9 protein-coding genes are annotated in these 16294 nt (G+C 42.7%); 6 read left to right on the forward strand and 3 right to left on the reverse strand.

Annotated elements, in window-relative coordinates; translation table 11 throughout:
- The first annotated feature begins 221 nt into the window (after nt 1–221).
- From WKK05_RS22860 to WKK05_RS22880, 5 genes are all read left to right on the forward strand, one after another.
- Nucleotides 222–3011, forward strand: a complete 2790-nt coding sequence (locus WKK05_RS22860; protein WP_341531164.1) for a PAS domain S-box protein — start codon at nt 222–224, stop codon at nt 3009–3011.
- A 299-nt stretch (nt 3012–3310) separates the two neighbouring features.
- Entirely contained in the window at nt 3311–5494 is a 2184-nt protein-coding gene (locus WKK05_RS22865) for a PAS domain S-box protein (RefSeq protein WP_341531165.1), read from the forward strand.
- A gap of 515 nt (nt 5495–6009) precedes the next feature.
- Nucleotides 6010–6159: a PsaJ protein gene (locus WKK05_RS22870; protein ID WP_341525363.1), complete on the forward strand. Its 150-nt coding sequence runs from the start codon at nt 6010–6012 to the stop codon at nt 6157–6159.
- Between the two features lie 357 nt (nt 6160–6516).
- A complete protein-coding gene (locus WKK05_RS22875; protein WP_341525364.1) occupies nt 6517–10410 on the forward strand; it encodes a PAS domain S-box protein in 3894 nt (1297 codons plus the stop codon).
- 509 nt (nt 10411–10919) lie between these two features.
- Nucleotides 10920–11294, forward strand: a complete 375-nt coding sequence (locus WKK05_RS22880; RefSeq protein ID WP_341525365.1) for a group 1 truncated hemoglobin — start codon at nt 10920–10922, stop codon at nt 11292–11294.
- A gap of 270 nt (nt 11295–11564) precedes the next feature.
- Here the strand turns inward: WKK05_RS22880 and ltrA are convergent, their stop codons facing one another.
- A complete protein-coding gene (ltrA, locus tag WKK05_RS22885) occupies nt 11565–13337 on the reverse strand; it encodes a group II intron reverse transcriptase/maturase (protein WP_341525366.1) in 1773 nt (590 codons plus the stop codon).
- Between the two features lie 792 nt (nt 13338–14129).
- Nucleotides 14130–14261, reverse strand: a complete 132-nt coding sequence (locus WKK05_RS22890) for a hypothetical protein (RefSeq protein WP_341525367.1) — start codon at nt 14259–14261, stop codon at nt 14130–14132.
- 139 nt (nt 14262–14400) lie between these two features.
- On the opposite strand from WKK05_RS22890, the gene WKK05_RS22895 reads away from it, so the two are divergent.
- A complete protein-coding gene (locus WKK05_RS22895; RefSeq protein WP_341525368.1) occupies nt 14401–14601 on the forward strand; it encodes a hypothetical protein in 201 nt (66 codons plus the stop codon).
- A 113-nt stretch (nt 14602–14714) separates the two neighbouring features.
- Here the strand turns inward: WKK05_RS22895 and murD are convergent, their stop codons facing one another.
- Nucleotides 14715–16247 carry a UDP-N-acetylmuramoyl-L-alanine--D-glutamate ligase gene (gene murD / locus WKK05_RS22900; RefSeq protein ID WP_341525369.1) on the reverse strand — a complete coding sequence of 511 codons (1533 nt, stop codon included), beginning with the start codon at nt 16245–16247 and terminating at the stop codon, nt 14715–14717.
- Nucleotides 16248–16294 lie beyond the last annotated feature (47 nt).

Here is a 16294-nt window from a genome sequence, read left to right on the forward strand (position 1 = left end):
GGTTTCTGCAATCTATGTTGAGAATATGTCTAAAGGAAGTGATTTTTAGTCGCTTTTACATCTAACTTAACTGCGCTAATTTTTCTTTTGCTCACGCTATAGTAACTGGTTCACCCGATTGGGTGAATGCGATGCAAGCAAATGGAATATACCCTGAAGGTAGAGGCTAGTTTGTTTCGGTTGGTGGTTATTCTCACAGAATAAAAACTGCCAAACTGGTTATTCTAGCTTTGAATCGTGCATCAGTAGCTTGTGTATCAAAGGCTCAAACAGTGGATGAAACCGTAAAATCACTGCATACACCAGATTGTCAGCAAGAGACTATCAACTTGCTCTCAAAATTTGCTGTCAATTTACCTGGGATGATTTTCCAAGTCCTGCAAAGACAGGATGGTTCTCCGTTTGTGCTTTATATCAGTTCTGGCTGTAGAGATTTGTGTGAATTAGAACCAGAAGTTGTACAGGAAAACTTTCAGGTACTGCACGCACTTGTTTATCCGCAAGATATAAAAGGTTTTAAAGAATCTATAGCTGTTTCTGCCGCTACTTTTGTACCTTGGCATTGGGAAGGTCGCATCATTACGCCTAGTGGCAAGCTGAAGTGGATTCAGGCTACTTCTCAACCAGAACAACAAGCTAACGGCGACTTTGTTTGGGATGGTTTGGTTATGGATATCACAGACCGAAAACAAGCAGAAGAAAAATTACGAGAAAGCGAAGCCCGCTATAAAGCACTTTTGGATGCTATCCCTGATTTAATGTTTCGTATCAGCCGTGATGGAAACTACTTAGATTTGAAAGATGAGGGAGTAAATATCACCCTCTCTAGGGAAGAAATTGTTGGTAAAAATTTGCAAGAATTATTGCCAAGTGATGTTGCAGCAATAAGTCAAGAAGCGATCGCAAAAACTTTGGATTCTGGAACTTTGCAAACTTGCGAATATCAGCTGCCAACCCCTCTAGGAATCAGAGATTATGAAGCGCGGTTGGTGGTGAGTGGTATAGATGAAGTATTAGCTATTGTGCGAGATATCACAGAACGCAAACAGGCAGAAGTCAGCCTGCAAAATTTCGCCCAAAAGTTTGCTAAAGCTTTTAGTTGCAGTCCAGATCCGATTACCATCACCACGCTTAAAGAAGGTCGCTTCATAGAAGTGAACGACAGTTTTGTCAAACTCATTGGTTATGAGCGAGATGAGACGATTGGTCAAAGGGCTTTTGAATTAAATGTTTGGGTAAACGAGCGCGATCGCCTTAAGCTATTACAGGAGTTACAAACTACAGGAGTTGTTCGCAACTTAGAATTAGAATTTCGCCGCAAATCTGGCGAGATAGTTGCAGCCCAGCTTTCAGCCGAAGTAATAACTTTGGATGGTATTCCGTGTATTTTAGCAGTGCATCACGACATTACAGAACGCAAGCAGGTAGAAGCACAATTACGTCTTTCAGCACAACGCGATCGCTTGTTGACAGAAACCCTAGCACGAATTCGTTCTTCACTCAAGTTAGACCAAATTCTCCAAACTACCGTCACAGAAGTCAGGCAATTTCTGCGAGCAGATCGGGTTTTCATTGGTCTAAAGAATGCCAATTCTTCAGGAACTAGAACTCTTGCCGAATCTGTAGATCCTCAATATCTATCAATCTCTGATTCAGCTATTAATGATGAAGCTGATTTGCAAGAATTGAGAAACCTACTTAAAACCAATGTAGTGCGTGTCTTTGAAGATACAGCACAAACAACACTGTCTCCCAGAGTGAAAGCACACTTTCAGAAATTCCAAATAAAAGCATCCTTGGCTGTACCAATAATGTTAGGTAATGAATTATTTGGTGCGTTAATTGCCAACCAATGCTCCTCACCACGTCATTGGCAGCCAATGGAAATTGATTTGCTACAGCAGATGTCAGAACAGGTAGCGATCGCTATTCAGCAAAGCTTAATCTATCAAGAACTAGCAGAACTAAATACTAATTTAGAACAGCAGGTGCAAGAACGTACAGCCCAGTTACAGCAAAAAATGGCAGAAATTGAAGACTTGCACCGAGTGAAAGATGTTGTTCTGCACACCGTTGCCCATGATTTGAAAACTTCGGTAATGGGTAACTTGATGGTGCTAAAGAATTTGCTAAATCAGGGAGGGGAGAAGCAGAGGGGTGGAGGGGCAGAGGGGCAGGAAGCAGGGAGCATACTTCGACTCCCTTCCCTGCGGGACGCTACGCGTAGCTTGCTTCCCCAGAGGGATAAGACTACGCTTAAGGCAAGCCGCTCAGTAACCGGGGGGGCAGGGGAGAAAAATTTTCCCTCATCCCCAATGCCCAATGACGCCAGTTCTCTCAAGTCGGCGGAGCCAGTCTCGTGGGCAGCTCCCCAATGCCCAATGCCCAATCCCCATTACCCCTTATCTCCAGAGGGGGGCCCACCTTCCCCAGTTCCTGTATCGCGCTCGATTATTGAGCGAATGATTCAAGGCAACGACCGCCAACTAACAATGATTAATTCACTGTTAGAAATAAATTCTTGTGAAGAAACGTTGCGTAACAATCGTGAACTTGTGCAATTTAGCAAGCTATTACAAGGAATGATTGCTGACTGGCAACCAGTATTAACACAAAACCAAGCGACTATGAAGAACTTGGTTCCTGAAGATTTACCATTGGTTTTAGTAGACGCGACTCGGATACAGAAAATTTTATCTGAGCTACTAACTCATAGCTTGCAACATAATCCACCAGGATTAAACCTGACTCTGATAGCCACTGTTGACGCAGGAATGATTCGGACTGAGATTCAACATAATGGTGTAACAATGAGCAAACCAGAGTGCGATCGCCTGTTTGATTTGTATGTACCCAATCCTCAAGACTGTTGCTCTACAAGCATTGGCTTAAAAATGTATCTTTGTCGCAAGGTTATTAAAGCACATGGCGGTGAAATCGGTGTCATTACTGACCGCAAACCTGGGTTAACTTTCTGGTTTACATTACCTCTTGCAAGCGTATCTGCATAGGGCAGAGGGGCAGCACTTCTCTACGTTCGCGCAGCGTCCCGCAGGGAGAGGCTGCACCCTAAGTGTAACTATGCCGCAGGCTTTACGGCTCCTTTCGTCTTCTCTACGAGATCAAGGCGTTAGCGAAGCTTTCGTAGCGGTACGCTCAAGGCAAGCCGCTCAGTGACCGAGGGGCAGGGGGCAAAGGAGAGAGAAAAAAGGCTTATTATGAACTGTATTTCTATTAGCCCATAAAATAGGAAAAAAATGCGAAGGTGTTATTTGTGGCAATCTTGAGTAAGAGAAACACCTTCGACAGTATGGGCAAAGTGGATCGGATGTTAATAGCTACGCCATTTAAAAAAGTGCAAAGGTGGTGGAGAAGAGCCTTTTCTGCGCCAATAACAGACGAAATTACCACTCTTTACAAAACTTGGCGTCAGCGCTTTTTGTGGCAGAGATTGCATTTGTGGTTATGGCTGGCACTGATTTGTCTGCTAACCTTTACTTTGCGAAACATTTATGACCTTTTTTTCCCCTTAGATGAGTTGCAAAGACTACCAGAGGTATTTAGAAATAAAAGCCTTGTACTCAATGTTGCAATACTGCTAGGTATAGTTATCTGCCTTGTATTGCATAAAACTAGGTTTGGTCGCGATCGCCCAGATTTGTTATTTTTGGGGTCATCTTGGTCAATTAGTCTAGTATCACAGTTGTTTGCCACCTTCAAAGGTTTCGCACTACCCGACATGATCGGGTGGTCACTGGTATTCTTAAGCCAAGCTACATTAATGCCAGTCCACTGGAGTCTTCACTTGCTGTCTCAAGCGGGTGTGCTGATTTATTATTTTGGCGTTAATACAGTACTTGGTTTAAAAACACCATCAACCCAACACCCCGAAATATATAATGTGACATTTTTTTTGTACATTTTTTGGTTTTGTACGATATGTGACATTAGTGTTTACCTGTACGATCGCCTGCAACGCTCTGAGTTTTACGGTCGTCAAGAACTTGAGTCTGCCTACCAAAAAATTAAGCTCGCAGAAGCTACATATCGCAGCATTTTTGAAAACGCCGTTGAAGGTATCTTTCAAAGCAGTCCTGATGGACGTTACATTACGGCAAATCCCGCTTTAGCACAGATTTATGGCTACTCATCCGCAGATGAGGTAACAGCAAATTTCACTGATATTGAAAACCAATTGTATGTTGAGCCAACGCGACGTGCAGAATTTGTACGCCTAATGACAGAATGTGGTAGTGTCTGTGAGTTTGAATCCCAGATTTATCGCCGAGACGGCAGTATTGTTTGGATTTCGGAAAAAGCATACGCAGTCCATGACGAGCAGGGTAAACTGCTTTACTATGAAGGATTGATTGAAGACATCACAAAGCGCAAGCAAGCTGAAGCTGCGCTCCAGGAACAGTTGGATTTTTTACAAGTTTTAATTGATACTATCCCGGCTCCGGTTTTTTATAAAAATATCGAAGGGATATATCTTGGCTGTAATACAGCGTTTGAAACATCTCTAGGTTTTAGCAAGCAGCAAATTCTTGGTAAATCTGATTATGATATTGCACCAAAGGAGCTTGCTGACCAATATCAGCAAGCAGACATGGCATTGTTTGAGCAGCGGCAAATTCAAAGTTATGAAAGTTCTGTCGTCTTTGCCGATAGTACTAAACATGATGTCATATTTTATAAAGCAACTTTCTCCAAGGCAGATGGCTCACTTGGGGGATTAGTGGGAGTGCTGCTAGATATTAGCGAACGCAAACGTACAGAGGAAGCACTACGAGTATTTATCCATGCAGTTTCTCATGACTTACGCAACCCAGTAGTTGGTACTTTAATGGTGCTAAAAAATTTGCTTGACAGCAAAGAATCTGAAACTGGTAAGGAATTTTCCCAATCCCCAATTCCTGTACCACGCTCGTTTTTAGAGCGGATGATTCAAAGTAGCGATCGCCAACTTAACTTGATTAATTCCTTAATGGAAGCTCACCTCGGCGAAGTGCAAGGAATTGTTTTGCAACGTCAACCTCTACAATTACATACTGTGGTAGAAGCAGCGATCGCAGACTTAGAACCATTGCTTACACAAAACCAAGCAACGTTGACAAATATGCTGACCGCAGATTTACCATTAGTTAATGGTGACGCAACACAGCTATGGCGAGTGTTTTCTAACTTAATTGTCAATGCACTCAAACATAATTCCCCTGGTTTGCACTTGACAATTAACGCTACACTTCAAAGGGATAAGATTTATTGCACTGTTAGTGATAACGGTGTAGGAATTAGTCAACAACAAAGCGAACGGCTTTTCGACCTTTACTTCCGGGGTAGTAACACTCGCAACTCTGTGAGCTTGGGATTGGGATTGTATTTGTGCAAGCAAATTATCAATGCCCACGGTGGCGAAATTGGTGTAATCAGTGCATTGGATGCAGGAGCAACGTTCTGGTTTACATTACCAATTAACCAGGGTGGTTATTAAAAATTAAAATTCATAGATTTAATATGTTTCAGATTCTTATTTAAACCTTAACTGAAACTGAACGGAGCCGGAATCTTAGTGATTGCACTTACCTTTACAGGAGTTACAATACGGCAGTTTTTTACTAGGTTCTATTATAGAGATAATCTATGTCCCTGCTTAACCATGATAGATATCGAAGGACATTTATAAAAAATTTAATTATCCCTACATTTTTTAAAAAAGTTATCTTCTGAAGGTCAGAGGATAATCTATATTTTTAGTATTTAAAAAAACAAATATAATTTACTATTTAATCTTACCCTAGCTAGAGCTTTACTTAAACAGAAACAATTACCTTATTAAAGGAAATAGCAAAACTTGCAATAATGCTTTTAGGAGTTTAAAACTCCAAGTGTTAACAGTTAAGCTATTTTTTATTTATTAATCTGTAGACCACAGATTAACAAACTACTATTGACTCAAACTACTTCAACTGAACTAATTAACCTGTTTGAGATTTGAGAGAACATTCCATGCAGAAAAAAGACGACCAAAAAGGCTACTTTCTTAAATATCTTTCCCTTGCTCCAGTTCTTGCAGTTGTTTCAATATCAGTTGCCTTCTCTACCTGGGCTATATTTAACTACTTTTTCCCCGATCTTCTCTTTCATCCTATGCCATAAACTGTAAATTCATATTCCTTAGCAATTCAGCTATCACGCTGACAATTTGCATAAGTTCCACTTTGGGCAGAAGCGTCAAAACTCTTATTATGTGTCCCTGTGCGGTCTCTATTTGCAAATTCAATGCGTGATAGCTGCTCAATCATCATTACCTTGTAGAAATTCGGCTGGGTTATTAATCACAAACATTAAGTAACTTAGTTTATTTCGGGATACTAGCTGATTTAAGATTGATTTTGTATTTTGGCGATCGCACTCTTCAAGCTAGATACAAACTTAATCTAATTTCCTAAATCTCTACTGTAAGATAGAAGACAGTATCTTACAAACGAGTTTACTGCAAGGAATCAAAGCAGCATGATCACAGTCCAGCGCTCTCATTTACAGCGCTACAGTATTTCTTGTTTATCTGTTCTATTGGCGCTACTACTGGGCTTGCTGCTGCAAACAGTATTTAAAATAGACGTTTCATCGCCACTCTTCCTTGCTGCTGTCGTCTTCAGTAGCTGGTATGGGGGAGTGGTTTCAGGGTTAATCGCTACAATATTGTTAATTTTAGCACGATACTACTTATTCATACCGCCTTTCGACTTGCTAACTTTAAACAGTGGGGCTGACGCGTTAGAGCTAATTGTATTCAGTCCGGTAGCACTATTTATTAGTTCATTAAGTGTAGAACTACAGACTACAAAGCAAAAATATGAAGCGAATTTACTAGAACTACAAGTAAATTCTCATCAATGTTGGGAAACAGCCAATGAAGGCGTCTGGATATTTGACAGTTGGGGAAAGACACAATCTGTCAACCAGCCATTAAGCCAAATGCTTGGCTACAGTATTCAAGAGATGGTAAATCGCCCAATTTTTGAATTCATGGAGCATCAGGCTCAAATAGAAATAGAGCAATGGCTAGAGCAACAAAAGCACAAGCATCAAGATATTAAGCAGCAATTTGACTTGCTTCTACGCTGCCAAGACAAATCGGATCTGTGGGTGATGATCTCCATTAATCCAATCCTGAATAAACACAACGAATTCTCAGGTGCGATCGCTACCCTAACAGATATTACTGCCCGAAAGCAGACCGAAGCAGCTCTCCAAGAAAGTGAGGAGCGATATCGCTCTCTAGTCGTCGCAACTTCCCAGATAGTTTGGACGACTGAACCTGATGGACACACAGGTGCTAGCCTAGATTGGAGAGCATACACAGGACAAAGCTGGGAAGAAACCAGAGATGGGGGTTGGTTGGAACCAGTCCACCCAGAAGACCGTGAACGAACTGTGCAAATTTGGACTCAAGCAATTGAGACTAAAAGTCTCTACGATACAGAGTATCGATTACGCGGTGCAGATGGATGCTATCGTTATTTTTCTGTCCGTGGCGTCCCCATTTTGACAGAAGAAGGCAGAATTCGCCAGTGGGTTGGCGTTTGTACTGATATAAATGACCGCAAACAGCAGGAAAAAGCCTTGCAAGATAGCGAAAAGCGCTTCCGTCGTTTGGTCGAGGCAAATATTTTTGGTGTGACTTTCGGTGACTTCAGTGGCAAAATTCACTATGCCAATGAAGCGTTCTTGAAAATGGTGGGATATAAGCAGGAGGATCTGCTTGCAGGGCAAATTGATTGGAATCGCATGACTCCAGAAGAGTTTCTACATTTGGATGCCCAAGCACTAGAAGAACTTAATAAATCTGGTGTCTGCACTCCTTTTGAGAAAGAATACATCCGCAAAGATGGTAGTCGTGTTCCCATACTCATCGGTGGTGCTTTGTTGCAGGAACCTTACGACCAGCAACAAGAGGGTGTTGCGTTCTTTTTAGATTTGACAAAGCGTAAGCAGGTAGAAGCAGCGTTGCTTCAAAAGCAAGAATGGCTAGATTTATCCCAAAGAGCAGCTAAAATTGGTAGCTTTGAGTGGAATATCCAAACAAATGTCAATACTTGGTCAAAGGAGTTAGAAGCAATTTACGGTCTGGAGCCAGGTGAATTTGGTGGTACTTACGAAGAGTGGAAAAGATGGGTTCATCCAGATGATTTAGCCAAGGCAGAAGCAGATATACTCGCTTCACTGAGAACAGGCGAATTTTTCACCGATTTTCGCGTAATTTGGCAAGATGGTAATATCCACTGGCTTCATGCTAGAGCCAGAGTCTTCTTTGATGACGAAGGCAAACCCTTACGGATGGTGGGAGTTAATGTTGATATCAGTGAACGCAAACAAGTAGAAGTAGCTTTACAAAATAGTGAAGCCCGCTTGCGGCGTATTGTTGAGTCCAATATTATTGGCTTCTTTTTTGGGGATCTTGAAGGTAACATTACACAAGCCAATCATGCCTTTCTGCAAATGGTCGGCTATACCCAGCAGGATTTACTGGCTGGTGAAATTGATTGGCATAAGATGACTCCACCAGAGCATATTCAACGAACTCAGCAAGCAGCTGAAGAACTAAGAAGATATGGAGTTTGCACACCATTCGAGAAGGAATTCTATTGCAAAGATGGTAGCCGTGTGTTTGTGCTGATTACGTCTGCCATGTTCGAGGACGCGCCAGAATTAGGGTTTTCCTGTGTAATTGACATCACTGACCGCAAGCAGACAGAGGCGGCACTTCATCAAAGTGAATTAATGTTTCGCACCCTAGCGGACACAATGCCACAAATGTTCTGGATTACACAACCGCATGGCTATCATGAATATTACAATCGCCGTTGGTATGACTATACAGCAACAACTATAGAACAAACACAAGGCGAAGGATGGCACAACATCTTACATCCTGAAGATTTAGAACGCACGATCGCAGTCTGGCACAATTCTTTAAGTACCGGAAAACCCTATGATATTGAATACCGTCTGCGTCGTGCTAGTGATGGAGAATACCGTTGGCATTTAGGACGAGCGTTTCCATTCAAAAATCAAGACGGTCAAATTGTCAAGTGGTTTGGTTCTTGCACTGATATTCATGATCAGAAGTTGGCAGTCGAAGAACGTGCCGAGGCTTGGGAACGGGAACGCACAGCCCGCATAGAACTTGAAAAAGCCAATCGGTTGAAGGATGATTTCCTAGCAATTGTCTCCCACGAACTGCGTTCACCGCTGAATCCTATTCTGGGCTGGACAAAACTCCTGCTGAGTCGGAAAATGGATGCGGCCAAAACAACACAGGCACTACAAGTTATCGAGCGCAATGCCAAATTGCAAGCCCGGTTAATTGAAGATTTGTTAGATGTTTCGCGCATTCTGCGAGGCAAGTTGAGTCTAAATGTTTCTCAAGTTAGCTTGGTTGCTGTTGTTGAAGCAGCACTAGAAACTGTGCGCTTACTGGCTGAAGCAAAATCGATTCAACTTATAACGCAGTTCGCGTCTGAAATCGGCAAAGTGGAGGGCGATTTTAATCGCTTACAGCAAGTGATTGGGAATTTACTCACAAATTCCGTTAAGTTCACACCAGTAGGCGGTCGAATAAAAATTTGCTGTGAAAAGATTGGTTCCCAAGCCAAAGTTCAGATCACAGATACAGGTAAAGGAATCAATCTTGACTTTCTGCCCTACGTGTTTGATCGCTTCCGGCAAGCCGATGATACAACAACCAGAAAATCTGGCGGACTAGGGTTAGGGCTAGCAATTGTTCAGCATATTGTAGAACTCCACGGTGGTTCTGTTGAAGCCACAAGTCCAGGTGAAGGGTTAGGTGCAACCTTTACAGTAATAATACCTCTGATAGAAGTTGCTTCTCAAACCAGCCAGGACGATCGCTTAGTTGAGAGTTCTCCAAATCTGACGGGCTTGCAAATCGTGGTTGTAGATGATGATGTTGATACCCTAAACTTATTAGCATTCATCCTTGAGCAATATGGCGCTCAAGTTAAAGCAGTTGACTCAGCTGATCAAGCATTGGAAGCGATCGCTCACAGCAAACCAGATTTTCTGTTAAGCGATATAGCTATGCCAACAACAGATGGTTATATGCTCATCCGTCAAATTAGAGCATTAGATGCATTAGCAGGAAAGATGTTACCTGCGATCGCTCTAACTGCCTTTGCCGCAGAGACTGATCATCAGAAGATCATAGCAGCAGGTTTCAATAGACACCTCACTAAGCCCGTAGATCCAGCCGAATTAGCAGCAGCGATCGCTGACCTTACTAAAGGAAACAGTCATAATTACAACAGAATTCAGGTGGACGCACCTCGACTGCGCTCGGCGACCACCGAGCGTAGCCGAGGTGAGACAGAAGCGATGCCTTGAGCTTGTCGAAGGGTCAGGAGTCAGAATTAAATCCGGCTTTGTATATAGCTTTTAAACTTAGACGCTGTACTTCATTTACTTGCATGCTGTAGCAAGGAACCAATGGATTAACTACATCTTGCAAGCTGTTATGAAGAAAGGCTTGGCAATAAGCCAAACCTTATAAACAGAAGTGAAAGACTCAGATAAATTTAATCATCCTGATTTTGCAACTTCATCTACCTTGAGGAAGTATACAAATCATAGTTTTCTCGCTATGTCGTAATTAGTAGGTTTGCTGTTAAAAGGTTGAAACTTAGTAAATACAAGTTCAACAATTGGTTGGGAAATCGATCAGCCAAAACAGCGTTTTATACCAATTCTCAGCGTTGTTGAATAGAGGTATGAATCAAGCGAAGCTGTTATTAATATTACGTGCAAACTCAACAGTTATAAGGTTTATGAACTTTTACTTGAAATCAGCGAATCTATGATTTCATGCAGTTATGGTTCTTTAATGTTGAAACATTATGGAGACTTTATTTGAAAAACTGGGTGGTGCAGATGCTATTGATTTAGCAGTTGACAAATTCTACGAGCGAGTCTTGCAGGATGAGCGCATCAAGCACTATTTTGCCGATGTGGACATGGTGAAGCAACGAGAACACCAGAAAGCTTTTCTGACTTATGCCTTTGGCGGAACTGATAAATATGACGGTCGCTATATGCGCCAAGCTCACAAAGATTTGGTGGAAAAGCAAGGCTTAAACAGCGAACACTTTGATGCGGTCGCAGAGGATTTGATGGAAACTTTGAAGGAGATGGGGGTTTCTCAGGAGCTACTGGCAGAAGTCGCTGCGGTAGCTGCTGCACCACAACACAGGAAAGATGTCTTAAACCAGTAAGACTAATCGGAGAATGCTTCAGAATTAGAAATTTATACAGAAGTAGAGCTAAAAAATAAATAAAAAATCACTATAAATTGCTCTTTGAGCCAAAATTTCACAAATCACCCCAATCAAAATTTAGGAAGCGTCGAGCATTCAGCTTAGTATATGGATGCCTAAGCCAGGAAGTCACCCCCCTGACTCGGCTACAAAACCGTGCATGAAACGTTAACTTCACACGGCTCCTCGATGATTTGGTGCTTGACAAACACACCTATAAATTCCAAGTTAAAAGGGATTACAGTTGAGATAATCCTCATCTATTTCTGGAACTGTAACAGCAACTTTATCGGCTGCCGTTTTAGCATCATGGCAATGTCCATGAAGTAATTGAAGGTTATCATAACTATCCTTACCGCCTTGGGAGCGGGGGATTTTATGGTCGATTTCCATCAAGTCTTCATGGTGAAAAAACAGTCCACAATGAGTACACTTTCCTTTTTGTATCTTCAAAAGTGTTGCCACCCTTGTTGGCGCTTCAGGATGTTTACCCATTCTGGAACTCCAGTACACCCAGTCACCATCAAATGGGCTACGGATTCCTTGCACTTGTATGTGTCTCACAATAGGAGTTTCACGGTGCTTGAGTAAGCGAATCTTCTGGTTATGGGGTTTAAATACCCAATTATCAGACCCTACAGTTTGCCAATACTTTTGGCAACTCCATCGGGAAGATTTATTAGGGTGACGATGTTCTGCCCATGCTTTTAGCTGGCTGAATAAAGTTGTATCAGCCTGATTAAATATGCGTTTACTGACGACACCTGAGTAGTAGTTTGTCCATCCACGGATGACGGGATTCAGATGAGCGATTAAATCAGATTGTGGTACTGATTTATGCCCATCAATCAATTTACCTATCTTCTGCGTGTGTGTCCTCAGCTTTGTTTTGCTTGGAGTAATAAGAGTTTTGTAACCAAGTAATTTTCCGTTTGAGCTTTTACCACTATGATATTTTCCTACCGGGAATTGTCGAACAGTGAAACCCAAAAAGTCGAAACCAACGTTACCTTCATACATATTTTGTGTATGAGAAATATGGGTTTTACTTGGTTTTAATTCTAGCCCCAATTCGTTTAACCACTCTGCCATAATCTGCTGACATCTTTGGATAACGGCAAGGTCTTTATGCAGAATCACAAAATCATCTGCAAACCGGATTAAGCTTATTGCTTTACAATTCCCTGTTTTACGTCCAGGTAAAGTAAGAGCAACTTGTTTAATTCGATTTTCCATGCGGTGAAGGGCTATATTCGCTAATAATGGCGAAATCGTACACCCTTGTGGAACACCCATTGATGTTATGTTGTCAGATTTCTCTCTTAAAGCATATTCAGAGAAATCAATCACTCCCGCTTTCAACCATGCACGAATTTGTCGGCAAATGGTAGGGAATGTATTTAATTTTGACAGCAGAACATTGTGATTAATTTTGTCAAAACATTTCGCAATATCGGCATCCAACACATATTTAGGTTTAAACTTAATAGTGTTGAATATTGCCTTAATCGCATCATGGGCGTTTCTTCCTGGTCGAAAACCGAATGAGTTTGGCTCGAAGCGAGCTTCCCATTCAGGTTCTAGGGCTAGTTTTACTAGCGATTGCAAGGCGCGGTCGTACAGAGTGGGTATAGAAAGGGGTCTTTTTTCTCCCTTTGAGCCGGGTTTTGGTATCCACACCCTTCGAGTGGGAGCGGCTTTTTCACCTAGCTTCAGGGAATGTACTAAGATAAGACGTGCTTTTGGGGACAAGTTTTTCAACCCGTCCACTCCTGCCGTCTTCTTACCTCGGTTGTCTTGTGTTACCCTACGAACCGCCAAACACTTTGCTGACCAGGAGTGCAACAACGTTTTTTGAAGTTGACGAACTGCTTTGACATCACCACGCTGAGAGGCTTTGTAGATACGCTTTTGCAACTTGAATACTTTCCTTTCCAGCTTTCGCCAGGGGATAGCATTCCATTCCACCGTAGTCTTGAAACTCGTTTTAGATGTGTACATTGCTACTAGTACCTCTACAATCCAAGTCACCGTGCCTCCGTCTGCATATCCTCTGGCTTTCCCAAAGGCTTTGGCTTCTGAGGCAATCCTTCCCCTTGAAGGCTTGCGGCTGGCTACCTACTCAGGAAATCGACCATTTCCTGAGAGCGCATCAGGGGGTTACTTCGTTCCCAATTTTTCGTTTGTCGCTGGTTTTAGGGTTCTCTCTCTTCACCGGGTTTATTGTGAGTGCATATTGGTCTGCCGCTTAATCAGCCAACCACTTATCCTTTCCCTTTTGGGACAAGCCTGACAGCCTTTTGGCTTGTTTTGCATTACGATGATTCAGTCAAGAGATTCGTATTCCTACCCATGACCAGCTATGCTAGGCGGGATTCCACATTAGGCTTGCAGTTACCGCCATGATTCCCCGCTTCATCCCAACAAAGAACCACTTTGCTGAAATGGGGGACTTGCTTTCACTCCTGCACTTGGAGGGATGGAATTACACCATCACGAAAAATTGAGTTGTCAAGGTTCTGTCGGAATTTCTCCCGAATATTTCCCTTGCCTGTCATCCCCGATTATTTCTATTCGTTTCGACAGAACGAATCACACTAGCGACCTGCAATCATAAATCCCTCAACCTGCAATCATCGTTGTTTTCAGGCAGGATTATTTGCAACCAGCCTGCAATCATGGCATCCACATCCTCCAGTGTAAGAATACACTCTACCAAGGTATCTTTCGGCTTGGGCAACTTGAACTGGTTGGGAATCGGGCTGCGTGAGATTGGCGGTTTCTCCAAACTGGTCACACAGGAAAAAACGCCTTGAGAATGTTGAGATGCTTAACCTTAGCCGTAGGAGCTTCTTGCAGAGAATCTAAGCAATCCCAAACGTGACGGATCTGAATGTCGGCGATGCCGAAGGCGGGCGAAGCCATCGTGTCCACTGAGGTAAAACTTAAGAACTTGCGAATGGTATTTTGATAAGATGCCCTCGTTTTACTGTGATGCACGTCCAACCACTCTCAATACGGTTCGGTTAACGTTTTAATATTTTGAAGATTACCCCAACCTCCCTTGGAAAAGAGGGAGGCAGATGAATTACTGCATCAATTAGAGTTCCACTTAGGTTTGGCATGGATTTATCAGCAGCCTCAGTCTGAGGAACAAAGAATCAACTCTTCGGCTAAAACACGTAATAGCCCGTCAGATAAATTGACTCCTCCTTCCCCCGACGTATTGCCGGAACTGGAGTTAACAATCATCATGGCAAGCTAACTTGCCATTCAACATAAGGTGAGGGTACAGAGTTTGTGATTGAATTACCTATCCGATAAATTTATACCTTACCCATGTGAATCTCCTGGCTGATAGCCAGATAGAATGTCAAACTATCGACTTCCAACTATCGACTCTTTAGCAGCGTTTTGAGAGTTGGGAAGTTCCGCTTTAGTGGGCTGCCAGCTTTCTGCCCAAGCAAGGCACAATTGACGGAAATGGTCGCCCCGCACCTCAAAATTTGCATACTGATCGAAACTCGCGCAAGCAGGAGATAGCAGTACAACAGATGCTTGATACTGTTTAGCTAATTCTGCTGCTTTGGGTACTGCTTTTTCCATTGTTTCCACAATTTGGTAATTAGAATACCCTACCTCTTGGAGGCGTTGGGCAAATGTGGATGCTGCATTACCTATTAATAATACAGCCGCAGCTTTAGTTTTAATTTTGTCAAGCCAAGCTGTATCATTGCCTGCTTTAGGTTCTCCACCAGCAATTAAAATTGCTGGACTTTTAACTGATGCTAAACCAACTTCAGCAGCATCGTAGTTAGTTGCTTTGCTGTCGTTAATGAAATCAATGCTTTCCCAAGTGCAGATATGTTCCAAACGATGGGCAACTCCAGGAAATTCGGCGATCGCACGTACAATAGCATTAGGCTCAATTTTTGCCAACCGCGCTGCTGCTACTGCCATGAGGAGATTTTGCTGGTTATGTTCTCCCACCATCCGCAAGGCAGACACTTCCACAATAGGTGTCGGTGCAGAGGTTGCATTTAGCTTTTCTATAACCCAGCCATCTTGGATGTAAAAGCCTTTTTCACCAATCAGGAAATCTTTTCCTTTCACACTTGTCCAATAAGCATCAGCCCAATTACTAAGTTCTACCTTACTCAAGTGAGTATCATCGCCATTGAACACTTGTAACTCAGACTGACGCAACAGTTTGGCTTTGATATTATAGTAGTTCTCTAAAGTCTTATGCCGACTAAGATGATCCGGTGTAAAAGTAGTCCAAACACCAATACGAGGAGCAATAGAAGTAGAAGACTCAATCTGATAGCTGCTAATTTCGGCAATCACCCAATCAAGTGATGAGGGGGATGAGGAGGATAAGAAAGTAATTTCTCCCTCTCCCCCACTCTCCCCCTCCCCCCCTCTCTTAAGAGACAGGGCAACTTCACAAGCGGCGTAGCCAATATTACCGCAGGCGGGTGCATTTAATCCTGCTGCTTGAAAAATTGCGGCTATTAAAGCAGTTGTAGTGGTTTTGCCGTTAGTGCCGGTAATTCCTACCCAAGGGAGAGATTGCAAATGTCGCCAAGCGAGTTCCATTTCTCCAATGGTTTCAATACCGAGTTCTCGCGCCTTAACTAATACAGGCACATCCCAAGGTACGCCAGGACTAACGACTATTAATTGGGGTAAATTAGCACCATTTAAATCTAGGGAATAACCGAGTTTAACTGTTATTTGCTCGGCAGCGAGTTCTTGTTGTTGCTGAAGGAGGGTTGCGGAGGTGTTGCGTGAAGCAATGCTCTCCGCACTAGCGGAATCACTTAGCTCCACCTCCCAGCCTTCCTGTCTCAACAATCTCGCCGCAGCAACACCGGACTTTCCCAATCCAATCACATGAGCTTTGGACATAGATTGCAGCAGAGATCCCTGGTTAAGCACTCCCTATACTAACGTTA

It is taken from the genome of Nostoc sp. UHCC 0302 (genome assembly GCF_038096175.1).
Lineage (GTDB): Bacteria > Cyanobacteriota > Cyanobacteriia > Cyanobacteriales > Nostocaceae > UHCC-0302.